Source organism: Oceanirhabdus sp. W0125-5 (assembly GCF_027938815.1).
GTDB lineage: Bacteria > Bacillota > Clostridia > Clostridiales > Clostridiaceae > Oceanirhabdus.
Map to the genome: position 1 here is coordinate 642,592 of NZ_CP115913.1, position 22,462 is coordinate 665,053.

A 22,462-nucleotide genomic window follows, 5' to 3' on the forward strand; every position below is an offset into this window, starting at 1 on the left:
TAAGACTCTATTTTCAGATTTGAAAGTAGAGTTTTTTTGTATGAAATTAAAGGGTTTCAATAATTATTATATAATTGTATAAATTGGATTTAATAAATTTGTAATAATTATGTAGTTTGGATTTAATTACTATGCTTTATTATTATATTTGTGAGGAACAAGTCATTGAAAATTTGGAGGGAATAATTATGAAAGAGATAATAAGAACTTATGATTTAACAAAGAAGTTTGGTAATAAGATTATTGTAGATAATGTGAATATGACAATAAATAAAGGACAAATATATGGTTTCTTAGGAAGAAATGGGGCAGGTAAAACAACTACATTGAGAATGTTAATGGGATTGATTTCACCTACTAAGGGAGAATATGAACTCTTTGGAAAGAAGATGGGGAACAGAGAGGTATTAGGAAGAATTGGATCTATAATTGAAACTCCTGGATTTTATCCTAATCTTACAGCAAGAGAGAATTTAGATATTCATAGAAGAATGATGGGTATTCCTAACAAAGAATATATAGAAGAGGCTTTAGACTTAGCTGGATTACACAACTATGATATTAAGAAAAAGAAAGTTAAGAAATTCTCTTTGGGTATGAAGCAGAGATTAGGGTTAGCTAGAGCTCTTTTGCATAAGCCAGAATTATTAATTCTTGATGAGCCAACTAATGGATTAGATCCAGTTGGAATAAAGGAGATAAGAGAAACATTAATAAAATTGAACAAAGAAAGAGAATTGACAATAATAGTATCAAGTCATATTCTTGGTGAAATACAACAATTAGCATCTAATATTGGAATAATTCATGATGGTAAGCTTCTTGAGGAGATTGATTACAGCGAGTTTAGAGAAAGTAATAGAAATTATGTTAATTTACATGTGAGTGATGATAAGAAGGCGGTTACTTTACTAGAAACTGAGTTTGGCATAAGAAATTACACAGTAACAGAGCCTAATAAAATAAGAATTTATGACATGATTCATAAATCAAATGAGATAGCAAGAAAGATGATAACTAACAGTGTAGATGTTCATGAAGTGAGCGTAATGAATGATAATCTCGAGGATTACTTTATTAAAATTACAGGGGGAAATAAAAGTGCTTGATTTTATTTATTGTGAGATATTGAAATTTAAACGTACGGGTTTTTTAATATCAGGAATCTTATTTAGCCTTATTTGGTTACCATTAGCTCTCTTTAATACTGAGCTAACTGGAGAGGGCGCATGGTACTTAATGTTCTATAAATTTGAATATATTACTTTTGGTTTTCTATATACAATAATTATAACTATACTTGTTTCACTTATTTTTACAAGAGAAGTGAGACAGGACACTGCAAATGTTGCATTTTGTTACCCAAGCGGAAGAACTGGTGTTATTATAAACAAACTTTTAGCTGGAGCAATAATAATAGGCATTATATATTGTGTCTCATTCATTATGAATATTATAGGTGGGATGATTTTTATTAAACAACCTGTAAACGTAGCAGCAATACTAAATCATGGTAAGGTGTTTTTAGTTTCTTACTTATTACAGATAAGTATAATGCCATTGGCAGCACTGATTGCTATGTTATTTGGAAATATAGTATTTTCTTTTAGTTATGCAATGATATTGATGGTTGCTAACTTTGCTTATGCTTTTAATGATACCTATAGATCAGTTACATTTGGAATACTTCCAGTAATAATAAATTTGAATACTCCATCATCTATGGTAGATAAGCCTATAAATATATTAATATCAAATCAAAGTATAACTTTAGGTGTATGTGTATTCATAATTGGATTATTAGGATGTTTTATTTATGGAAGAAAAGCGAGTATAAATTAGGAGGAATATATATGGGAACTATAGTTTTATGTGAGTTAAAGAAAGTTAAACCAAAATGGTGGCAGTTATTATTAATTTCATTTGTTTTATATCAAGTTGGTGGAATGTTTTTAGGAATATCATTAGATAGTGCAGATAAATTATTTACATGGGTACAGCTGGGGTTATTCTCATATACTTATTTAGCAGCTACAAATATTTTAGCAGCAGTGGTCATATTGAATGAGTTTACAAATAAAGCTGCAACAACTACATTTACTTATAAGCAAGAGAGATGGAAAATTTATATTGGAAAGATAATAACTATATTTATAATATCATTGATGATTTATGCTATAATATTTTGTTTTATGCTGATAATAAGTTTTATAAGTTTTAGAAGTACTCTTACTTTAGAAGTTATAGTAAAACATTTAGTATTAACATTAAAAGCATATGGATATCAAATGCTTATGGTAACAGGTACAGCTAGCATAGCGTTGGTTTGTAAAAATTATGTTGCACCAATTATATATATTGGAATACAATTATTCTTTAGTTTTTTATATTTAAATTCATTTGCTATGAGACCATATGTACCATTTTCTTTACCTGTAGTTAATAATCTTATGTTAATCAAGGATCAGTACAGGATTCTAAAAGGGTTAGCTGTACAACCAAGTCAAGTAGCAATAGCTGTTATTTTATTCATTGGTGGATTAGCATTGGGACTTATATACACAAATAAAATGGAAGTTGAGAAATAAATAAGATAGGTAGCAAATGATTATAATTGAATAATGCCTACCCCAAAAAAATAATGTATGTAATAATATTTTTATGAAAGAAAACATTATTTAAGTAAAGGGGTTGGTTGATTGAATATAAAAATTAGAAGTGAAAAAATCAAGGATTATAGAAGAATTGCGGAGATAAATTCTTTGGCCTTTGAAAGGGAATTTGAGAAGGAATATGTAGGCGAGGTAACTATGGTTGATTCTTTAAGACATGGAAGTATGTTTGATGAAGAATTATCTTTAGTTGCAGAGCTAGAAGGAAAAGTTGTTGGACACGTGTTATTTTACCCTTATGATATGTATTTAAATGGTAAAGTTATTAAAACAGTTTGTTTAGGTCCAATAGCAGTAGATCCAGAGATTCAAAAGAGTGGAATCGGTGGAAAACTAATTGAAGAAGGGCATAAAATTCTCAAAGAAAAAGGCTATAAGCTATCATTCTTATACGGGCACCCTACCTATTATCCTAGATTTGGATATATACAGAATATGGTTGGTAAAAGTACTATTAAATTTGAAATTCATAACATAGAGCTATTAAAAACAGCTAGTGATAATATAGAAGCAAGAACAGTTAAACCTTGTGATTTAAATGAGTTAATGAGTATATGGGAAAAGTGGCATGGTGGTATAGATTTAGCTCTAAAACCAGGTGAAGGAATTATGGAGTGGAGATCATATATGCCAGATATAAAGGCATCTGTATTTTTAAAGGGTAATGAGATAATTGGATACGTTAGGTATAATAAAAATAATCTGAAAGATATAAGAATGTTTATTGCTAAGGATAAAGAAGCTACTATGAGTATATTAAAATATCTTAAAAATATCGCCAATGAGAAGGAAATTCAGATACCTATTCATCCTGATTCTCTATCCATGAGTTGCTTTGAGGATATAAAATATGAAGTTGACTTACAGAAATGGGATGTTGGGATGATTAAGATTTTAGATGAAAGTGATAATGATGTTAAAGCTTACTGTAAAGAGGTTCAAGAAGATATAAGAAAACCAGGTTTAATATTATATCCTCCTAGTGTGGATATGGCTTAAGCAGGGGGACGGTTCTCAAAAAATTATAATTCCTCTAATTTGGATTGATTCCAGATTGGAGGATTTTTATTTTTAGGAGGGACAGTTCTCATTTTTTTAGAAAAAGTTTATAATAATGTTGACCTTAACCTAAGGCTAAGGTTTATACTCTAAATCATAAGAGATATTTAGGGGGTTAATAATGAATAAAAGATATAATATTAAAGAGGTAGCAGAGATATTTAAGATTCCAGCTAATAAGTTGAGATTTTATGAGAAGAAAGGTTTACTCAAGCCTAAAAGAGGTGAAAACAACTATAGATATTATAGTGAAGATGATTTTATAAGAATTCAAACTATACTTATGTACAGAACATTGAATCTTTCAGTTGAAGATATTAGCGATTTATTAGCAAATAGTGAAAAAGCTAATGTGCTTGATCATTTTTATAAACAGTGGGAAGCTGTAAACAATAGTATTCATCGTATGAGAGATGTTAAAAATTCATTGGAAAAGATAATGGATTCAATCTATGATGGTAATAATGATGGGGTTATGGAAGGGATCATAAAATCAGCTCAAGAACTCAATAGTATTCAAGAAACAAGAGAAAATTGGAAAGATAAATGGAATTTTGATAGCTGGGCAAAAAGCTATGATAAAAGTGTGAAGAATGAAGTAGGGACATTAAATCTTTATAGAAAGTATGATGAGTTACTTGATACTGTGTATTTGAAAGCATCAGAAGGGTTAAAGCAAAGTGATTCTATCTTAGATATAGGGGTTGGTACAGGGAACTTATCAAATAGATTTTTAGAGAAGGGATATAGTGTTACTGGTGTAGATCAATCAAGGGAAATGATGAATGTTGCCAAGAATAAATATCCTAATTTAAAGTTAAGATTAGGGGAGTTTCTTAAGTTGCCTTTTGATAATGGTTCATTTGAATGTATAGTGTCAACATATGCCTTTCACCATCTTAATGATGAAGAGAAGAAGCTAGCAATAAAGGAAATGATGAGAGTACTAACGGCTGAGGGTACTATTGTAATCGGGGATATGATGTTTAAAGATGAAGAAAGTAGAAGAGAAATATTTGATAGATATACTAAAGAACAAATTGAAGAGATAGAAGATGAATATTATTCTGATATCAGTGTTTTAAGAGAAGAGTTTATTAAATATGGAAAAACAGTTGATGTACAGAGAATAGACGAATTAATATATGTGGTGCATGTTTATTAGGTAAATTAGGAGGGACAGTTCTCAAGATTTTATTATTTATAAGGATGAAATCTTGAGAACTGTCCCTTAGAATTTTAAGTGAAGAATAATTATAATTAAAATTTACCTATTAGTTAATTTGTTGGTTATGATACAATAAAATTGGACAAGCTTGGGAAAGTGATAAACGCCAAGTTAGAGGATATATAGAGTTGGATTATAACATAAAGAAAATCCAGCAATATCATATGACACTTATAAGTAAACTTAAATTAGATATATTATGGAGGTGTTATAGATATGAACGTCTGTGCATTTTTACAAGGATAAATAATAAATCACAATACTTTGTATGCGCAGGAGGTAATATTTAATGAAATATTCAAAGAAAGAATTGCAAAGAGAATTAACACTACCACAATTTCCTTTATCAGCGAAATATGATATTGAGTGGGTAAATGAAAATGAAATGGGACCAAATTCAATGTGGTTGGTAGAGTTCCTTTTAAATAAAATGAAACTGAGAAATGGGATGAAGGTGCTAGATTTAGGATGTGGAAAAGCACTAACATCTATATTTCTTGCAAAAGAATTTGGTGTCAAAGTTTGGGCAGCAGATTTATGGATAGGTGCAACTGAAAATTATCAAAGAATTAAAGAACAAGGTGTTGATGATTTGGTATATCCAATTCATGCAGATGCTCACAGTTTACCATTTGCACATGGTTTTTTTGATGCAATTGTAAGTATTGATGCATATCATTACTTTGGGACAAATGAGATGTATTTAGAAAGCCTAATCCGATACTTAAAGCCTAATGGTCAAATTGGAATAGTGGTTCCTTCAGTTCATAAGGAGTTTGATAGTAAAGTTCCAGAAAATCTTAAACCATATTGGGAACCATATTTATTTACGCATCATTCTCCAAATTGGTGGAAAGAACTTTGGGAACGTTCAGAAACTGTTACAGTTCAAGTTGCAGATACAATGCCAAATGGTTATGATAATTGGTTAAAGTGGGATAAAACTTTAAAAGAAGCAGGGATTCTTAAGCGTAATGGGGATGTTGAAATGCTAGAAGCTGATGGTGGCAATTTTACTTTCGCAAGGATAGTTGCTAATAAAAAGTAGATAACAAAAGGAGTAATGATTAAAAATGAAAGAGTATACATTTATTAAGGATTATAAAAAGAATGATGAGTTAAGAAAAAGTTTCAGCAAATTAGCTACAGAAACTTTTGGTATAGATTTTGAACCTTGGTACAAGCGTGGATTTTGGGAGGAGAATTATGTGTGCTATTCATTAGTTTGTGATAATGAAGTAGTGGCTAATGCTTCTGTGAACTATCTTGATGTAGTTGTTGGACAAGATACAATAAAGGCTGTACAGATTGGTACTGTAATGACACATGATTCTCTTAGAAGAAAAGGATTAGCAAGAAAGCTTATGGAAAAGATTTTAGATGATCATAAAGAGAAATATGAATTGATTTACTTATTTGGAGATAAGGATGCATTAGGATTCTATTCAAAATTTGGATTTGATAATATAAAAGAAACTGAATTTTCAATGAAATTGGATGAAGAAAAGTTCAAGGTATCTGAAAATAAAAATAAACATAATATGAGAAAACTTAATATGGATGATAAAGATGATTTAAATATTATTATGAGATTGACCAAAGATAGAAAACCAGTATCAAAAGTATTTAGTGTAGTTAATGATAAATATCTTCTACTGTTTTATTTTCTTTATGTATATAGAGAGCATATTTATTATTTTGAAGAAGAAGATATTATTGTGGTGTACACAGCCAATGAAGATACTCTACAGTTAGTAGATATCATTTCTCAAAATGAGGTTAATATAGAAATGGTACTAAACAAAATTATAGATACAAATATAAAAAATGTTCAGTTCCATTTCACTCCAGAGGATGAAATTGGAAAAGTAATAAAAAGAGAAAGTACTCAAAAGGAGTATGAGGTATTTGTAATGTCTAGAGGAGTACAGTTACCAAAGGAATTTATATTCCCTAAGTTATCTCATGCTTAGTTATACTAGGTAATACTAGGTAATACTAGGAGGGACAGTTCTCAATATTTCGTTGTTATAAATAATGAAATGTTGAGAACTGTCCCTTAAAATTTTAGGTAAAAGATGATTATAATCAAAATACACCTATTAAATAATTTACTGTAAATGATACAATAAAATGGTAAATGAATAAATGTCAAAAAATAATTTTAGGAGTAACTATAAAATGAAAGAGTATAGATTTATTAAAGATTATAAAAATAATGATGAATTAAGGCATAGTTTCAGTAAATTAGCAATAGAAACGTTTGGTATTGATTTTGAACCATGGTATAAACGTGGTTTCTGGAAAGAGAATTATATATGTTATTCATTTGATTATGATAATGAAATAGTGGCAAATGTTTCAGTAAACTATCTTGATGTGGTTATTGGAGAAGAGGTAATAAGGGCTATTCAGCTTGGTACTGTTATGAGTGATGAGGCTCATAGGGGGCAAGGCTTAGTCAGAAGACTTATGGAAAAGGTCTTAGATGATCATAGAGATAAATATGAATTAATATATTTGTTTGCAAACAAGAATGTTTTAGAGTTTTATCCTAAGTTTGGATTTGTTCATGTGAATGAGATGGAATTCTCAATGGAACTAGATAAATCTAATTTTAAAATATGTGAGAATAAAAATGAATCAAATATGCGAAAACTCAACCTAGATAATGAAGAAGATTTAAGTATAATTCTAAGGTTGACGAGCAATAGAAATCCAATATCAAAAACAATAAGTGTGTTGAATGATAAATATCTGTTATTGTTCTATTGTATATATGTATTTAGAAATGATATTTATTATCTTGAAGAAGAGGATTGTATCGTGTTGTACAAAGTTACGGAGGATACATTGAAGCTATTCGATATTATTACTGAGAATGATATTAATGTAGAAAAGGTCATAGAAAAAGTTATTGATACAGGTATTAAACATATTGAGTTTCAATTTACACCGGACAATAAAATTGGGGAAATAATCAAGAAACAAAGTGAAGATGATCAGTTATTTGTAATATCTAAAGGAATTAAGTTACCAGAGGAATTTGTATTTCCTAAATTATCTCATGCTTAGGCATATTATAAAAAGCATTTATGTGTTTTTAGTTTAGCAAACCCCATAAATGCTTATGACGATATTTAATATTTATAATAGGTATATAATAAAATTAAGGGGGAATTTATTATGGAAGGGACTAGTATGAAAAATAAATTATTAGAGTGGAAAGAGAATGACTGGAATATTCCTGAGGAAGTTAATAAGTATGAATTGGCTTTAGAGTTGATAGGAAATTTCAAATCTATAGATCCTATTTTAAGGGATAATCTATCATTGTCATTTTTGTGGGGAATCATTGATGATGAAATGTTATCAAAAAGTGAAGTAAGTAATTTATTGACTCTTGCATTAAGTGATAAACATTTATTTTATAAGTTAGATTCTCATGATGAGGATGCAGTATTTAATAGAGCTTTTTCAGCTCTTATTATAGGAGCTATCATTGGATATCATAATGACATGCTAGAAGAAGGACAAACCATATTATCAAAAGACGAGATTGTGGAAGTTTTCAATATGCTTATGGAATATTTAAAGAAAGAAAAAGATGTTAGAGGTTATGTAGATGTAAAAGGATGGGCACACTCAGCTGCTCATACTGGAGATGCCTTAGCTAGTCTTGCTGGTTGCAGTGAATTAAGTCACGAGAACATGATAGAAATATTAAATGGAATCAGAGAAAAGGTTACTATAGATTACTATGTATATAAAAATGTAGAAGCAGAGAGAATTACCACTGTAATTATGAATATATTTAATAGAGATGACATAAAAGAAGAAGATATTATAGAATGGATAAGAAGTTTTGATGATCTTGAAAAACCCAAAACTAATCCTGAGTATCATAACTTTATTGAGAATACTAAAAACTTTCTTAGAAGTATGTACTTTAGATTTAAGTTTAAGGGAGTTAATATAGAGTTATTAAATGAAATTGAAAAAGTATTAAATAAAATTAATGAAAGATTTAATGAGTTTATTTAATACAACAAAATAGGGGACAGTTCTCAAGTTTTTACACTGTTAAAGGAGAAAATATTGAGAACTGTCCCCTTTTATAAAAAACACTGACACACTGATGTCATAGTTAATAATCTATAATTCTGTTATGGGGTAATAAACTTAACTATAAAGGGGATTTAATTATGAATAATATTAATTTGAAAAATAAACTGAGTAAATGGCAAGAGAATGATTGGACTATTCCAGAGGATATAAATAAAGTTGAACTATCCTTAGAATTAATGGAGGCATTGAAATCCACAGATCCTATTTTACGAGATGAATTAGCTTTATCGTTTTTATGGAAAATGATAATGGAGGATATGCTTGAAGAATTACAGATAAGGGAGTTATTAAAACTAGCATTAAGTGAAAATCATTTGTTTTATAAATTAGGAGCTGAGGAAGATGATTCAGTATTTAACAGGGCTTTTACTATACTTATTATAAGATGGATTATAAAGCATCATAATGATAAAGTGAAAAATGATGAACATGAAATACTATCAAAAGAAGAAGTATTAGATTGTTTTAATAAGGTTATGGAATACTTAAACAGAGAAAAGGATGTACGAGGATATGTAGAAAATAAGGGATGGGCACATTCAGCAGCTCATACGGGAGATGCGCTTGTTAGCTTTGCTGGAAGTCATGAACTTGCTAAAGAACAATTACTTCAGATTCTAGAAGGTATAAAAGACAAAGTATCAATTTGTTATTACGTTTATAGAAATGAAGAGGCAGAAAGATTAACAACAGCTTGTATTGAATTGATAAAAAGAGATGACATGGATGAAGGGGATATTGTAGAATGGATAAGGAGTTTTAATGAATTAGAAGTTCCAAAAGAGTATCAACTTTCAAATGCTCTTGAGGCATATAAGTATACCCATTCTTTTAAAGAAAATGTGAAGAACTTTCTTAGAAGCTTATATTTCAGGTTAAAATTTAAGGGGATGAGCCCTATAATAATAAATGAAATAGAAGTTGTATTGAATAACTTTAATGAATTCTATAACAATAAATAAAGAATAAAGAATTAGGGGACAGTTCTCAAGTTTTCACACAGTTAAAGGAGAAAATATTGAGAACTGTCCCCATAAATTATTCATAGTTTCTCATGATTTCAGCTAGGTAATCCTTTATTTCTTTTCTCAAATAATCTGGTTCTAAAACCTCACACCACTTTCCAAATCCAAGTATGAATTTTATTAAGCCCTCATCGTGTGGGTAAATATCATGGGCTATAAAATATCCATATTCAGATGCTTGGATATTTTCTACAGGAAAAAATTCTGTTAACTGAGGACCAAACTTGGGATGAAATTTCAATACAACTTTAATTGAAGTCTTTTCATAATCCCTATCATAGATATTTTTTAATGTCTCAATATCAATATCTCTTTCAAAAGTACATTCTAGGGAAGTTAGTTGTTTTATACGTGTCATTTTAAAACGTCTATAATCATTTCTATTTCTGCAGAATCCATTAATAAACCAATCTCCATTTGAATATGAAATATATATTGGCTCAACCATTCGTTCTTCAACTTCTTGACGTCTATTTACATACTGAAGTTTAATAACATGTTTATTATCAATAGCCATACTAGTTGTATGGAGATAGCTTTTGATTTCCTCGATCATACTAACATTTGTCATATTGATAGTGAAAGTATTTTTATCATTGGTATTTTCATATTTATTTATGATTTCATTAAGATAACCATTATCTCCAAATAGGTTTTGTATATTCTTTAGTATTGAGAGTATAGGTTTCATATCATCTTCTTTAAAGTAGAGATTATCCACTTTATAATCATCCATTAAGTAGTAACCACCAGCTCTTCCATCTTCAGAATATATAGGTATACCAGCTTGTGATAATTTATCAATATCTCTATAAATTGTTCTAGGAGAAACTTCTAATCTCTCAGCTAGTTCAGCTGCAGTTTTTTTACCTTTACTGGATAGAATCAACATGATTGAAAATAATCTATCTACTGACATGGCAACTCAACCTCCAAAATTTTCTATATAAGTATATTATATCAGAAACACTGACAGCTTTGTGTCAGTGTTTCTTTTTTATAATATATATATAAGAGATTGATATACAGGAGGAATTTTATATGTTGATAGATAGTCATGCACATTTAGATTCAGAAAGATTTAATAAAGATAGAGATAGACTTATTAAGGATTTGAGAAGAGAAGGAATAGAATATGTTATAACATCTGGTTCAAGCATGAATAGTTCAATGGAAGCTCTTAAAATAGCAAGAAAGTATGATAATATATATGCTACTGTTGGAATACATCCCTGTTGTACTGATGAGATGGATGAAAATAGTATTGACGAGTTAAGAAAATTATCAAAGGATAAGAATGTTATAGCAATAGGAGAGATTGGATTAGATTATCACCACATGAATGTGCCTATAGAGGTTCAAAAGAAATGGTTTAAAAAGCAAATTGAATTAGCTAAGGAAGTAGGTCTTCCAATAGTTGTTCATGATAGAAAGGCGAATCAAGATACATTCGATATTATTAAGGAACATATGGATGAAAGATTGAGGGGAGTCCTTCACTGCTATTCAGGTGATGTAGAATTAGCTAGAAAATATGTTGAGATGGGATTTTATATATCAATATCAGGTCCAGTAACTTATAAGAGTGCTACTAAGTTAAAACAAGTAGCAAAAGAGATTCCTTTAAAATATCTATTTGTTGAAACTGATTCACCATCATTAACTCCAGGACCAGCGGGAAGAAGAAGGAACGAGCCTTTATTTGTAAGGTATGTAGCAGTAGAGATTGCTTATCTTAAGGGAGTAGATGTTGATATGGTAGAGAAGATAACAACGAATAATGTTAAGAAGTTATATGGTATATAAAATTATTTAATTTACCATATATTTTAAATAATTAGTAACTTAATAAAAACCTTTTTCATAATATGTACTATATGCAATAAAAAATATTGCATAAAAAAACTAAAGAGAAAGGAATAGTGAATTATGAGTAATACTGAATGTACAAATGCAAAAGTTGAATCTAAAACCTTATGTGAATGTCCTTGTTATCCTGTACACCCACATGTAATACATCGAGGTCATCCAGTTGTAAAAATTCCTGTAGTTCTTTCTGAGTGTGAGCTTTTAATTGATGTAGAAGGATGCATTTACTTGGAACATCCAGCTTATGAAATCAAAAGAATAAAAAAAGAATTAATATTGACTCAAGCTAAGCTTATTCCAACTAACTATTGTCCTATTCTTAGAAAATATAAGGGTGGTAGACTTTATCTAAAAGGATATATTAAAAAGAATATAGAGTATGCAACAGTAGAATGTTCAAAATCAACAGATGGTTTTTGTTGTATGAAGGAAGGTAAAGTTGTTGCTGGTGATATTAAGCACACAACAGCATATGTAGGCTTTAACTGTTCAGCTGGAATTCACTTTATACCAGGTGTATACCCTATTGTGAAATACAGACAACCTACTAGGGAAATAGAAATATTTAGAAACTGTCAATACAATTGTTTCGGAAAATGTTATCCTCAATATATAGGTAGTGATTTATGTCAATATAGTGCTCAAGATCATATTGGATATACTGAAGGTTTTGATATCGAGCTAGAAAATGTAGATATTACTGAAATTGATATTGAAAAACATTGCTGTATTCCAGAAGGTTCAGAAGAAGCTAATGGAAATTTCCATCCTCATACTTTTAATAAGCTAATTGAAAAAATTGCATTGAATATTAAGTTAAAAATTTTACAAAAGCAACAAGTAAGAATTCATTCTTTAGGATACCTTCCAGTTCCTGGAGAAGAACCAGTTGCAGAAGAACCAGTTGCAGAAGAACCTGTAACAGAATAAGGTAATAAAACTGAATATGTTTTAAAATAGTCTGAAAGAACTAGCTTAAAGTTTTACTTTAAGCTAGTTTTGAATTAATATAAAAGGGGCAATTTTATGTATAATAGAAATCATAGTCCTTGGTGGCTTGATAATGATATTATCATACTTATTCTAATTTTGCTTTACTATGCTAATAACAAGGAGTTATTCAGACCCCCCACGAAAAATCTTTTATCACCTATATCAAATGATTCACCTGAACATACTTTAACAGATGAAGAACTAAATAGAATAATAAAGGATTCACCTGAAGTAACTGATAATAACATAAATACACTTAAAAACATACTAACTTATTTAATGACTTTAAAAATGCCAGAAAACACTGAAATACGTAATAATGAAAACTCTTTTAATGATAGTCTATATAAAAATCCCCCTTCAGATAAAAAACAAAATGATAACTCAGAGCACATAAAGTCTTCCAATCACAAAAATTCAAAGAATATGACAACTTTAAGTAATAAAAATATTACTCCAGTGTCAGTAATAAACTCAACATCAGTTTTAAATATTGATATATCCCTATTACAGAAAAGTAATATACTTACCTCTGATAAAATGATTGTTCATGTTCCTGTTATAATTTCACAAAGTAATATTGAGATAATTCAGGATAGTGATATAAAAATAGAAGATAGTATAAAGGAGATAATTTCTATTGAAAATAATATTGATATAAGAGGAATGTCACTATTTTATTATGAAAAAAGCAGTGGTGAAGCTGAAAATAGATTATTTATAAAAGGAGTTATTATTAAAAACATAACATTTACGGCTTTAGCGGATAATTCTCTTAATGAAAAGTATATTGAAGTTACTATTCCTTTTAAGCATACAAGTAAAATATCTTTTACATCAGAACCTTTAATATATAGTAATAATAAATCTAAAGTAGTAAAGATTTATCCAAATAGTACATGTGAAAATCCCATTAAAAGTTCTAATAACATACATCCTATATATTATGAATTGAATCATTTTGATTGTATTGATGATTATAGCTTAATGGATGACCAAATGAAATGAAAAATCTCCCATAATTAAGGGGAGATTTTTTTATTATATAAGTGAATACTAAAGATAAAAATTAGATTAATATAAAGTAATAGGAGAGATTTTATGAGCTATTTTCATGAAGAACAGAAGGTAAAAGAATATATAGCTATGTGTGAAGGATATGATGGAGAAGAATTGATTAATATTTTAAGAGAAAACCTTATAGAGGGAGCAAGGGTTTTAGAACTAGGAATGGGACCTGGTAAAGATCTAGATATTTTACAAAGATATTATAGAGTTACTGGCTCAGATTATTCTGAGATATTTCTTAATACATATAAAGAAACAAATCCCCATGCAGATTTGTTATTAGTAGATGCAATAGAAATGAATGTAGCTAATAAATTTCAAGGGATTTTCTCTAATAAGGTTTTACAGCATTTAACTCGTGAAGAGTTAAGAGAATCTATTGAAAAACAAAGTAAGGTACTTATTGAACCAGGAATAGTACTTCATTCATTTTGGTATGGGGATAAAAAAGAAGAGATAGAAGGATTGAAGTTTGTTTATTATAATGAAGCGACTCTTAGAGAGGTGTTTAGTAGAGAGTTTGAAATAATAGAAATGAATAGATATTGTGAGATAGAAGATGAGGATTCTATTTATGTCGTTGCTAAAAAAAGGGCGTGTGTATAATGAAAAATTTAAGGGACAGTTCTCAAGTATTAATAGGGTAATCATTCTAGAACTGTCCCTAAAATTATTCTCTTGACTAGCCCCTAAGGATCTGGTTTACAATTAATACAAGGGGTGAGTTTATGAGAATTAATGAGGTAAAGAAAAAAACGGGACTTACTAAGAAAGCAATTGATTATTACGAGGAACGGGGATTAATTAAAACAAATAGAAGTGATAATGGGTATAGAGAATATAATGAAGACCATATTCAAAGACTAAAAGAGATTTCCATGTTAAGAAAGCTTGATTTCTCAATTAATGAAATAAAAGATATTATAAGAAGCTCAGATAGGAGAAATAAACTAAAGTTAATAAATGATAAAATATTAGATAAAGAAGCTCTATTACTTAAAGTTAAACGGCAGGAAAAGTATTTACATTCATTGATGTCATCAGATTACACTTATGAGAAAATAGATGAGATAAGTAATAAGATTGATTTTGAAGAAAAGAAGAATGGAGAGTATATTAAGAACACCTTATTGAGAGTTTTTCCTGAGATGTTAGGAGATTTTATGGTTGTTCATTTTGGAAGATATTTAAATGAGCCAATAGACACCAAAGAAAAGGAAATTGCGTGGTTGGAGATAGTAGATTTTTTAGATAATATTGAGGATTTTAATATCCCAAAGGAGTTTTTAGAAGCTTTTAAAGATGGCAATGATTTTAATGCTATTTCTGAAATAGATGAAAAAGCTCAACAGACTATGAAAGCAGCAATAAAGGGGGATCAAAATGCTATTGGAGGCATAAAGAAAAACGTAGAAGATTATATGAACATGCGTGATAAGCCAGAACTTAAAGAGGTTTTCGATAAAATGGCAGAGTATAAGAAATCATTATCTAAATTCTATGAGAATAGTGGATATTATAGTGTATTCATTCCTAATTTGAAAATAATAAGTAAGACATACAACGACTATCATGAAGGGTTAATTAGGCTTAATGAAAAATTGACTAAAGAACTAAAAATCGGATATGATGATAATATGAATATTGTAAGAATTGATGAAGATTAGTGGGGGCGATTAACTGTGAATTTTCAGGTTAAGAGATTTAAGGAACTATCAGTAAAAGAGATATATGAGATATTAAAAGTTAGAAATGAAGTATTTGTTGTGGAACAAGAATGTGTATATCAAGATTGTGATGGAAAAGATCATAATGCACATCATATCTTTCTTAAGGATGGAGAAAAAGTTATTGCATATTTAAGAGTGCTTGATAAAGGAATATCATATGAAGAAATATCTATTGGAAGAGTACTTGTTGCTATGAGTCACAGAGGACAGGGAATTGCTAATATGTTAATGAAAAAAGCAATTGTATTTATTACAGAAGAATTAAATGAGGATAGCATAAGAATTTCTGCTCAGGAGTATCTGCTTAAATTTTATTCAAGTTTAGGATTTAAAGTTGTATCTGAAACATATTTAGAAGATGGAATACCTCATGTTGAGATGATATATAAGAAATAGTACTTAAGATTCTTAGGTTAAGCACTAAGAATCCACAAATGAATAATATGATAAGCAAATACTGTGGATATCCAAAGGGTTATCCACAGTTTTAATTTTATAATAAGGTATTATGTTTATAATTCTACAATGAAACAATTACTTTTCTATCTTATAAAGCACATGTTCATATAATGGTGAATTAATATCTACTTTGGGATGCTTAAAAGTACCACAGTAGTCCATACCTATTTTCTCCATTACTCTTATGGATCGTTTATTAATGGATGCAGTAAATGATACAATTTCTGATATGTTTAAAGTTTCAAAAGCATATTTTATACAAGCCTTAGCTCCTTCAGGGGCATATCCCTTTCCCCAATATTTATGAGCTATTCTCCAACCAATTTCTACACATGGTGTGAAATATGCTTCAAATTTAGGAATACTTAAACCAATATATCCTATGAATTCACCACTAGAAAGCACATCAACAGCATATAGTCCAAATCCATGGGAATCAAAGTGACTTATTACTCTATTTGCAAAGGCATAGCTTTCTTCTTTAGTTAAGGTATTTGTAAAGAATTCCATCACCTTTGGGTCACTATTCATTTCAGTGAATGGAATTAGATCTTCGGGGTTCCATTTTCTTAAACCTAATCTATTGGTTTTGATAATATAATCTTTCATGTGAGACTCCTTTCTAAATATTAAATATGATTATTAGTTTAGGGACAGTTCTCAAGAAATTACATAAATTTATAAATATAATTATATAGTATTTACTAATCATAGGTAAGTAATTAGAGAAATTCGACTTGAATAATTGAGAATATATGTGATGAAATGGTAATCTGTCGCTTTAAAACTATTATTAAAGGGAGGGGGTAGGCATGAGATTATTTCATGTAAGTGAGGAAAAGGATATTAAGGTATTTGAACCTAGATTACCTTATAGAAAAGATCTAGATCAGAGTAAAGAATCTTCTCGTGGTTACTCAATGTGCAGAATGTGATTTGCTCAAGAGAGAGAAAGATGATATATTTAAGTTTATATTAATTAAACTATATGGGGAGAGGGTATTGAATATGAAAAAGAAATTATCCATATTATTGATAACCATGATAACTTTAATATTGGCTTTTACGGGATGTACTAAGATTAGAAGTACATTTAAAGATCTTACTGCAGAGACAATAGGACTTTCAAGAGAGTTCTATGTTTATGATGATTTTGGTAATACAACTATGACTGTAAGTGGTAAAAGTACTGATATGGAATCATCAGAGGTGGACAATGTTATTCTTATTACTATAGATGGTTACACATGGCAGCATGTAGGCTCTTCAATGATAGCTGTTGAAAAAGGAGTTAAAAACTTAGTAGATGAGTATAACCTAGAAACTAATATCGATTCAGGGAAAAATGGGACAGGTATATTAATGTCTTTAGACAGAAAAATCAACAACTTTAAGTCAAAAATGACTGGGTTAAAGCGTGTTTTAGTAATTAAAAATCAATCAGGTGTTATTGTGGGAGTATATGAAGGTAATAACGTATTAGTTGAGCAGAGTTCATTACCATCTTCAACAAAAATATTGATTGATGGTAAAAGGATGACAGTATATAGATGTGATTATGAAATTTTTGAGCAGGGAATGCTTAAATAATTAATTATTAGAATAAAATAAAGTGAGTATAAGGGCCTTCGATACAGTAGTATTGAAGGCTTTTTTAAAATCATATTGATTCACTGACAGATACTTTTGACAAATGAATTGTTCTAAAAGTTATAGTTGTTAGTATAATAATGCTTCCAAGGATACTATATATACCTGGTTTTTCTCCCGCAAAAATCAATACCCATATAGGATTCAAGATAGGTTCTAATATTGGAATCAATATACCTTCTAGCGCTGATACATGTTTGATTGCTGAGGTATAAAGAATATAAGATATTCCTAATTGAAACACACCAAGTATTATTAAATATAGTAAATCTCTAAGAGAAATGTGTGCCTCAAACAAGAATGGTAGTGATAAAATGAAAATTAGTAGGTTACCATATATAGTGATTTTAATTGGTTCCACTTTAATATATTTCATTGAAATAATCATCATAGCCATAGAAATTCCGCTTAGTACAGCCAGCAAATTTCCTAATAAATTACCAGAATCTAATTGTTCCGTAAAGAATAAGAGTATCCCTGAAAAAACAATAATAATTATAATCCAATCATTCATAGAAGTTTTAACCTTCAAGATGAAAGAAGATAACAATGCCACCCAGATAGGGGCAGTGAATTGGAGCATAATAGCATTAGCAGATGTGGTTAGTTTAGTTGAGGTAACAAAAAGAATTACCAACAGGGCATACGAGAGTACTCCTATAACAAACATTTTTGAAGGTTTGGATGGTTTAAAAGATTTTTTTCCTGAAACCAATGATATTACTAAGAAAGCAATTCCACTTCTAGCACCAGCAATAGTGAATGAATTACAATCTATGAGTTTGATGAATAAGCCACCCATACTCCAGAGTATAGATGTTAAAACAAGATAAAATAGTGCTTTATTTCTACTCAAATTAATCAACTCCTTTCATATTTTTATTTTCATTATCATGCCGTTACCTAGTTTTTCATTAGGACGGATTAGAAATCCTAACTTTTCATAAAATCCTTCTTTTCCTTTTGCTGCCATTAACCCAATTGTAACAGTTGAATTTTCTATACTATTATTTTTAATATAAGCAAGTAATTTTTGAACAACTAATTTTCCAATGCCTTTTCCTTGAAATTTTGGAGCAATGCAAACATCTTGTATATAAAATATCCTCGCACCATCACCAACTAATCTACCCATTCCAATAACTTCTCCTCCTATACTTATAGAAACTGAATATATACTATTTTCAATAGCTTTCTCAGTTTGTATAGGGTTAGGTCTCCCGAAACCTACCGCTTTCTGCAAATTACAAAATTGTTCTGTAGTTAATTTATTTTCTAATAATTTAATATTGTCCATTTTATTTAGACCTCCTATTGAATAATTATTGATTATCCTTTGATTTGCATGTTTTATCATATTAGTACTGTTATTAATTTATTTGCCTTTTTCTTAATATAGATTTAAGCGCAGTACACATTTCAGTAATATCTTTTTTTTCAATTATTAGTGGAGGGAAAAATCTTAGTAGATTAATTTTAGGATTAATTCCAATGAAGTATCCTTCTTGTAGCATTTCATTAAAAATATCATCTATTTGGATAACTTTATCTAATTCCATGCCTAAAAATAATCCTTTTCCTTTAATTGTTTTAACTATAGGGAGTTCATTTTTTAGTTTATTGAGTTCTTCAATAAAGAAAGCACCTATTGTTTTAGAACGCTCAATTAATTTATCACGCGTCATAATTGAGATAACAGATTCACCTACTGCAGTACCTAAGGGGTCGTTTTGATGGGATTGGGCATATGTGAAACTTGAATTCTCAACTTTAAATGAAATTTCTTTGGAAAGAATTACAGAACTTATTGGATATCCATTCCCTAGACCCTTACCAAGTGTAATCATATCAGGTATTATGCCTAAATGGTTATAACCAAACCATTCGCCAGTTCTGCCTAAACCTGTTGTTACTTCGTTAGCAATTACTATTCCCCCATTATCTTTAATTTTTTTTACAATAAAGTGTACTAATTTTTTATTAGGAAATGTAATGTTTTTAGCAAGTGCTGATTCAAGTACAAAAGTAGAGATATTTGAGAAATCTATATTGTTCATGAAGGGACACTTAGCACATTCAGCGGACTTAGGGCACTTAGAACAATTGGAACAATCAAACTCTAACCATGTACTAGTAGTTCTTGGTTGTGTTGAAAATGAATGTGAAGATAAAAATGATCCTGAAAATGTAAGAATTAATCCTTGAGGACGTATCATACGCGCAATTCTTATTGATAATTCTACAGCTTCACTTCCAGAACTCAAGAAAATACACTTTCCCATAGGATGATTAACTAAGAATGTTAAATCAGTAGCAAGTTTCTCTGTAGGAATACTATTGAGTTTATAATGAATATTAGAAATTTTATTAGACTGATTAAACATCGCAGTATTTACTTCCTCATTTGAATGACCTAAGGCAGTACACCAAATTCCAGAAGTGAAATCTACTATTTTTTTTTCATTAGGTGTATAAAGGTAACAGTTTTTAGCACAGGATATTTCAGTATCTATTATTGGATGTAGATTTAGCACATGAGATGAAGATTTCATTTTATAAACAACTCCTTGAATAATTTTAAATAAATTACTTTATTTAATTATATTTACAATTACTCCGTGGTACAATTAAAGAAAAAGGTGTTTGTACTAGTACAAAAGTAAACTGAGGTGGCAATATGGGGAATAAATATCAGAGCATAATGGAGTATATTAGTAAGTTGATCTATGAAGGGGATATTGTTCAAGGGGGAAAGCTTCCCACAGTAAGAGAACTTGCAGATAAATTTAAATGTAGTAAATCTACTGTACTTAGAGCATTTAAAGAACTTGAAGGAGAACATAAAATATATTCAATACCAAAGAGTGGATATTATCTTGTGGATAAAGCGCAGGATGATATTGTACAAAATAAGATTATAAATTTTTCACAAGTGTTACCACATGAAAAACTATTACCCTATAGAGAATTCAATCATTGTATTAATAGAGCTGTTGAGATATATAAGAGTAGTCTGTTTACTTATGGAGAGAAGGCGGGACTTTTATCCTTAAGAGAGGTACTTGTTAAACATTTTGCAGAACAGCAGGTATTCACCAGTGAGGATGATATAGTTATAACTACTGGTTCACAGCAGGGATTGAGTATATTAACAAGAATGAGGTTTCCTAATAACAAGACTACTATTCTTCTAGAACAACCAACATATAAGCTTATGCATAAATTAGCAGAAATTAATAATATAAATATGATTGGTATAAAAAGAGATAGACATGGTATTGATCTAATAGAATTGGAAGAGATATTTAAAAAAGAAGAAATAAAATTTTTCTATACTATACCCAGATTTCATAATCCATTAGGAACAAGTTACAATGAGTCTACAAAGAAAAAGATAGTTGAATTAGCAAATAAATATGATGTTTATATAGTTGAAGATGATTATCTTGCAGATATAGAAATTAAAAAGTCAAGATTGCCTATACATTACTATGATGTTAATGACAGAGTGATATATGTTAAAAGTTATGCAAAATCATTCATGCCAGGAATACGTATTGGTGCAGTAATACTCAATAATAGTATAAGAGATGAATTTATAAAAAATAAAAGGCTATTTGATTTAAATACGTCAGTTTTAGCACAAGGGGCATTGGAGATATACATAAAGACAGGAATGTATAGAAATCATATCATGAAAGCAAAAAAGGAATATAAGAAGAAGATGGATTTTGTCAGAGAATACTTGAAGGGATATAGTAATAATCATGTTGAAATATTTATTCCAGACACAGGATTCTTTATATGGATTACAATGAATGAAAAAATAAACATGGATATTTTAAGAAGTAGAATGAGTGAACAAGAAGTTATTATCCCTTCATCAGAAGGATTTTCTATTGAAAATAAAGAGTATTATAGCAATTTGAGATTGTGTATATCAGCTCTTTCAATTGAGGATATTAGGAGGGGATTAAGTGTATTGCTACGAGAAATTGAAAAGCTAATTTATTCAAAACTAAATAACTAGAATATATTAATAAGATTATTATGTAATGTAACTCATGTTACGGAAATATTCTCTGGAATAACGTATTATTATATCAAGAAAACAGAAACAATAATAGTAAATTGAACTGAAGATAATTATAAATATAGATATATAATACAGGAGGGAATAGATATGGATAAGAATAAAATGAAGCAGGAATTTAAAGAAGAAATAGGATTTGTACCACCAGGTGTAATGGTATCAGAAACACTTGGAGATGATTTTCAAAAGACAATATCTGAGTATCATCATCAAATATGGGGTGAAGGAGTTATTCCTCTAAAATATAGATACTTTATAGCGTTAGCCACAGCTATTTTTGATAATAATGAAGCAAGAGCAAAACTTGAAATGAGTAAGGCAATAAAATTTGGTGCAACTAGAGAAGAACTAATAGAGGTGCTTAAACAGCAAGTATGGATGAAAGGGGCACCTACTTTAGTACAGATAGCTCCATTAGTTAAATATATGGAAAGTAAGTTTAATAAAGAATAAAAATTAAGGGACAGTTCTCAAGAATTTTGGAAAAG

General features: G+C 29.3%; 25 protein-coding genes. 20 read left to right on the forward strand and 5 right to left on the reverse strand.

The window, feature by feature from the left end; all coding sequences use genetic code 11:
- Nucleotides 1–188: 188 nt before the first annotated feature.
- The 10 genes from OW730_RS03160 (at nt 189) to OW730_RS03205 (ending at nt 10,049) form a co-directional block, all read left to right on the forward strand.
- Nucleotides 189–1,109 carry an ABC transporter ATP-binding protein gene (locus OW730_RS03160; RefSeq protein WP_271227645.1) on the forward strand — a complete coding sequence of 307 codons (921 nt, stop codon included), beginning with the start codon at nt 189–191 and terminating at the stop codon, nt 1,107–1,109.
- Nucleotides 1,102–1,842, forward strand: a complete 741-nt coding sequence (locus tag OW730_RS03165; RefSeq protein WP_271227646.1) for an ABC transporter permease — start codon at nt 1,102–1,104, stop codon at nt 1,840–1,842. Before OW730_RS03160 ends, OW730_RS03165 begins: the two co-directional genes overlap by 8 nt.
- A gap of 11 nt (nt 1,843–1,853) precedes the next feature.
- Nucleotides 1,854–2,588, forward strand: a complete 735-nt coding sequence (locus tag OW730_RS03170) for an ABC transporter permease (RefSeq protein ID WP_271227647.1) — start codon at nt 1,854–1,856, stop codon at nt 2,586–2,588.
- 111 nt (nt 2,589–2,699) lie between these two features.
- On the forward strand, nt 2,700–3,671 hold the full coding sequence (locus tag OW730_RS03175) for an N-acetyltransferase (RefSeq protein WP_271227648.1): 972 nt from the start codon (nt 2,700–2,702) through the stop codon (nt 3,669–3,671).
- Between the two features lie 181 nt (nt 3,672–3,852).
- A complete protein-coding gene (locus OW730_RS03180; protein WP_271227649.1) occupies nt 3,853–4,896 on the forward strand; it encodes a MerR family transcriptional regulator in 1,044 nt (347 codons plus the stop codon).
- Between the two features lie 352 nt (nt 4,897–5,248).
- Nucleotides 5,249–6,007 carry an SAM-dependent methyltransferase gene (locus OW730_RS03185; protein ID WP_271227650.1) on the forward strand — a complete coding sequence of 253 codons (759 nt, stop codon included), beginning with the start codon at nt 5,249–5,251 and terminating at the stop codon, nt 6,005–6,007.
- Between the two features lie 25 nt (nt 6,008–6,032).
- Nucleotides 6,033–6,932, forward strand: a complete 900-nt coding sequence (locus OW730_RS03190) for a GNAT family N-acetyltransferase (protein ID WP_271227651.1) — start codon at nt 6,033–6,035, stop codon at nt 6,930–6,932.
- Nucleotides 6,933–7,140: 208 nt separating this feature from the next.
- Complete coding sequence (locus tag OW730_RS03195; RefSeq protein ID WP_271227652.1) at nt 7,141–8,034, forward strand: GNAT family N-acetyltransferase; 894 nt, start codon at nt 7,141–7,143, stop codon at nt 8,032–8,034.
- A 111-nt stretch (nt 8,035–8,145) separates the two neighbouring features.
- A complete protein-coding gene (locus OW730_RS03200; RefSeq protein ID WP_271227653.1) occupies nt 8,146–9,003 on the forward strand; it encodes a DUF2785 domain-containing protein in 858 nt (285 codons plus the stop codon).
- A 161-nt stretch (nt 9,004–9,164) separates the two neighbouring features.
- On the forward strand, nt 9,165–10,049 hold the full coding sequence (locus tag OW730_RS03205; protein WP_271227654.1) for a DUF2785 domain-containing protein: 885 nt from the start codon (nt 9,165–9,167) through the stop codon (nt 10,047–10,049).
- 76 nt (nt 10,050–10,125) lie between these two features.
- On the opposite strand, the gene OW730_RS03210 is transcribed toward OW730_RS03205, so the two are convergent.
- Nucleotides 10,126–11,031: a helix-turn-helix transcriptional regulator gene (locus OW730_RS03210; protein ID WP_271227655.1), complete on the reverse strand. Its 906-nt coding sequence runs from the start codon at nt 11,029–11,031 to the stop codon at nt 10,126–10,128.
- 122 nt (nt 11,032–11,153) lie between these two features.
- On the opposite strand from OW730_RS03210, the gene OW730_RS03215 reads away from it, so the two are divergent.
- From OW730_RS03215 to OW730_RS03240, 6 genes are all read left to right on the forward strand, one after another.
- Nucleotides 11,154–11,918, forward strand: a complete 765-nt coding sequence (locus OW730_RS03215; RefSeq protein WP_271227656.1) for a TatD family hydrolase — start codon at nt 11,154–11,156, stop codon at nt 11,916–11,918.
- Between the two features lie 123 nt (nt 11,919–12,041).
- Nucleotides 12,042–12,911 (forward strand): CsxC family protein, encoded by an 870-nt coding sequence (locus OW730_RS03220; protein ID WP_271227657.1) that lies wholly within the window; start codon nt 12,042–12,044, stop codon nt 12,909–12,911.
- A gap of 96 nt (nt 12,912–13,007) precedes the next feature.
- Nucleotides 13,008–13,982, forward strand: coding sequence for a hypothetical protein (locus OW730_RS03225; RefSeq protein ID WP_271227658.1), 975 nt, complete (start codon nt 13,008–13,010; stop codon nt 13,980–13,982).
- 93 nt (nt 13,983–14,075) lie between these two features.
- A complete protein-coding gene (locus tag OW730_RS03230) occupies nt 14,076–14,648 on the forward strand; it encodes a class I SAM-dependent methyltransferase (protein WP_271227659.1) in 573 nt (190 codons plus the stop codon).
- Nucleotides 14,649–14,770: 122 nt separating this feature from the next.
- Entirely contained in the window at nt 14,771–15,709 is a 939-nt protein-coding gene (locus OW730_RS03235) for a MerR family transcriptional regulator (RefSeq protein ID WP_271227660.1), read from the forward strand.
- A 15-nt stretch (nt 15,710–15,724) separates the two neighbouring features.
- Complete coding sequence (locus OW730_RS03240) at nt 15,725–16,168, forward strand: GNAT family N-acetyltransferase (protein ID WP_271227661.1); 444 nt, start codon at nt 15,725–15,727, stop codon at nt 16,166–16,168.
- A gap of 138 nt (nt 16,169–16,306) precedes the next feature.
- On the opposite strand, the gene OW730_RS03245 is transcribed toward OW730_RS03240, so the two are convergent.
- Nucleotides 16,307–16,840, reverse strand: a complete 534-nt coding sequence (locus OW730_RS03245; RefSeq protein ID WP_271227662.1) for a GNAT family N-acetyltransferase — start codon at nt 16,838–16,840, stop codon at nt 16,307–16,309.
- 203 nt (nt 16,841–17,043) lie between these two features.
- Between OW730_RS03245 and OW730_RS03250 the strand changes: the two genes are divergently transcribed.
- Nucleotides 17,044–17,166, forward strand: a complete 123-nt coding sequence (locus OW730_RS03250) for a hypothetical protein (RefSeq protein WP_271227663.1) — start codon at nt 17,044–17,046, stop codon at nt 17,164–17,166.
- 73 nt (nt 17,167–17,239) lie between these two features.
- Nucleotides 17,240–17,821, forward strand: a complete 582-nt coding sequence (locus tag OW730_RS03255) for a DUF5052 family protein (protein ID WP_271227664.1) — start codon at nt 17,240–17,242, stop codon at nt 17,819–17,821.
- Between the two features lie 70 nt (nt 17,822–17,891).
- Here OW730_RS03255 and OW730_RS03260 read toward each other — a convergent pair whose 3' ends face one another.
- The 3 genes from OW730_RS03260 to OW730_RS03270 form a co-directional block, all read right to left on the reverse strand.
- The gene (locus OW730_RS03260; RefSeq protein WP_271227665.1) at nt 17,892–18,737 is read right to left on the reverse strand and encodes a DMT family transporter; all 846 of its coding nucleotides are present in this window, start codon (nt 18,735–18,737) and stop codon (nt 17,892–17,894) included.
- A gap of 15 nt (nt 18,738–18,752) precedes the next feature.
- Nucleotides 18,753–19,178, reverse strand: a complete 426-nt coding sequence (locus tag OW730_RS03265; RefSeq protein ID WP_271227666.1) for a GNAT family N-acetyltransferase — start codon at nt 19,176–19,178, stop codon at nt 18,753–18,755.
- 73 nt (nt 19,179–19,251) lie between these two features.
- On the reverse strand, nt 19,252–20,433 hold the full coding sequence (locus tag OW730_RS03270; protein ID WP_271227667.1) for an aminotransferase class III-fold pyridoxal phosphate-dependent enzyme: 1,182 nt from the start codon (nt 20,431–20,433) through the stop codon (nt 19,252–19,254).
- 125 nt (nt 20,434–20,558) lie between these two features.
- Between OW730_RS03270 and OW730_RS03275 the strand changes: the two genes are divergently transcribed.
- Both OW730_RS03275 and OW730_RS03280 read left to right on the forward strand, forming a co-directional pair.
- Nucleotides 20,559–21,911, forward strand: a complete 1,353-nt coding sequence (locus tag OW730_RS03275) for an aminotransferase-like domain-containing protein (RefSeq protein ID WP_271227668.1) — start codon at nt 20,559–20,561, stop codon at nt 21,909–21,911.
- A 153-nt stretch (nt 21,912–22,064) separates the two neighbouring features.
- On the forward strand, nt 22,065–22,427 hold the full coding sequence (locus OW730_RS03280) for a carboxymuconolactone decarboxylase family protein (RefSeq protein ID WP_271227669.1): 363 nt from the start codon (nt 22,065–22,067) through the stop codon (nt 22,425–22,427).
- Nucleotides 22,428–22,462 lie beyond the last annotated feature (35 nt).

Excerpts from the sequence above, each read along its gene's own strand:
- OW730_RS03270 (WP_271227667.1), bottom strand. The coding sequence starts at position 20,433 with ATGAAATCTTCATCTCATGTGCTAAATCTACATCCAATAATAGATACT.
- OW730_RS03195 (WP_271227652.1), top strand. The coding sequence starts at position 7,141 with ATGAAAGAGTATAGATTTATTAAAGATTATAAAAATAATGATGAATTA.
- OW730_RS03180 (WP_271227649.1), top strand. The coding sequence starts at position 3,853 with ATGAATAAAAGATATAATATTAAAGAGGTAGCAGAGATATTTAAGATT.
- OW730_RS03245 (WP_271227662.1), bottom strand. The coding sequence starts at position 16,840 with ATGAAAGATTATATTATCAAAACCAATAGATTAGGTTTAAGAAAATGG.
- OW730_RS03235 (WP_271227660.1), top strand. The coding sequence starts at position 14,771 with ATGAGAATTAATGAGGTAAAGAAAAAAACGGGACTTACTAAGAAAGCA.
- OW730_RS03210 (WP_271227655.1), bottom strand. The coding sequence starts at position 11,031 with ATGTCAGTAGATAGATTATTTTCAATCATGTTGATTCTATCCAGTAAA.
- OW730_RS03190 (WP_271227651.1), top strand. The coding sequence starts at position 6,033 with ATGAAAGAGTATACATTTATTAAGGATTATAAAAAGAATGATGAGTTA.
- OW730_RS03220 (WP_271227657.1), top strand. The coding sequence starts at position 12,042 with ATGAGTAATACTGAATGTACAAATGCAAAAGTTGAATCTAAAACCTTA.
- OW730_RS03185 (WP_271227650.1), top strand. The coding sequence starts at position 5,249 with ATGAAATATTCAAAGAAAGAATTGCAAAGAGAATTAACACTACCACAA.
- OW730_RS03215 (WP_271227656.1), top strand. The coding sequence starts at position 11,154 with ATGTTGATAGATAGTCATGCACATTTAGATTCAGAAAGATTTAATAAA.
- OW730_RS03225 (WP_271227658.1), top strand. The coding sequence starts at position 13,008 with ATGTATAATAGAAATCATAGTCCTTGGTGGCTTGATAATGATATTATC.
- OW730_RS03280 (WP_271227669.1), top strand. The coding sequence starts at position 22,065 with ATGGATAAGAATAAAATGAAGCAGGAATTTAAAGAAGAAATAGGATTT.
- OW730_RS03160 (WP_271227645.1), top strand. The coding sequence starts at position 189 with ATGAAAGAGATAATAAGAACTTATGATTTAACAAAGAAGTTTGGTAAT.
- OW730_RS03250 (WP_271227663.1), top strand. The coding sequence starts at position 17,044 with ATGAGATTATTTCATGTAAGTGAGGAAAAGGATATTAAGGTATTTGAA.
- OW730_RS03205 (WP_271227654.1), top strand. The coding sequence starts at position 9,165 with ATGAATAATATTAATTTGAAAAATAAACTGAGTAAATGGCAAGAGAAT.
- OW730_RS03255 (WP_271227664.1), top strand. The coding sequence starts at position 17,240 with ATGAAAAAGAAATTATCCATATTATTGATAACCATGATAACTTTAATA.
- OW730_RS03200 (WP_271227653.1), top strand. The coding sequence starts at position 8,146 with ATGGAAGGGACTAGTATGAAAAATAAATTATTAGAGTGGAAAGAGAAT.
- OW730_RS03170 (WP_271227647.1), top strand. The coding sequence starts at position 1,854 with ATGGGAACTATAGTTTTATGTGAGTTAAAGAAAGTTAAACCAAAATGG.
- OW730_RS03230 (WP_271227659.1), top strand. The coding sequence starts at position 14,076 with ATGAGCTATTTTCATGAAGAACAGAAGGTAAAAGAATATATAGCTATG.
- OW730_RS03265 (WP_271227666.1), bottom strand. The coding sequence starts at position 19,178 with ATGGACAATATTAAATTATTAGAAAATAAATTAACTACAGAACAATTT.
- OW730_RS03275 (WP_271227668.1), top strand. The coding sequence starts at position 20,559 with ATGGGGAATAAATATCAGAGCATAATGGAGTATATTAGTAAGTTGATC.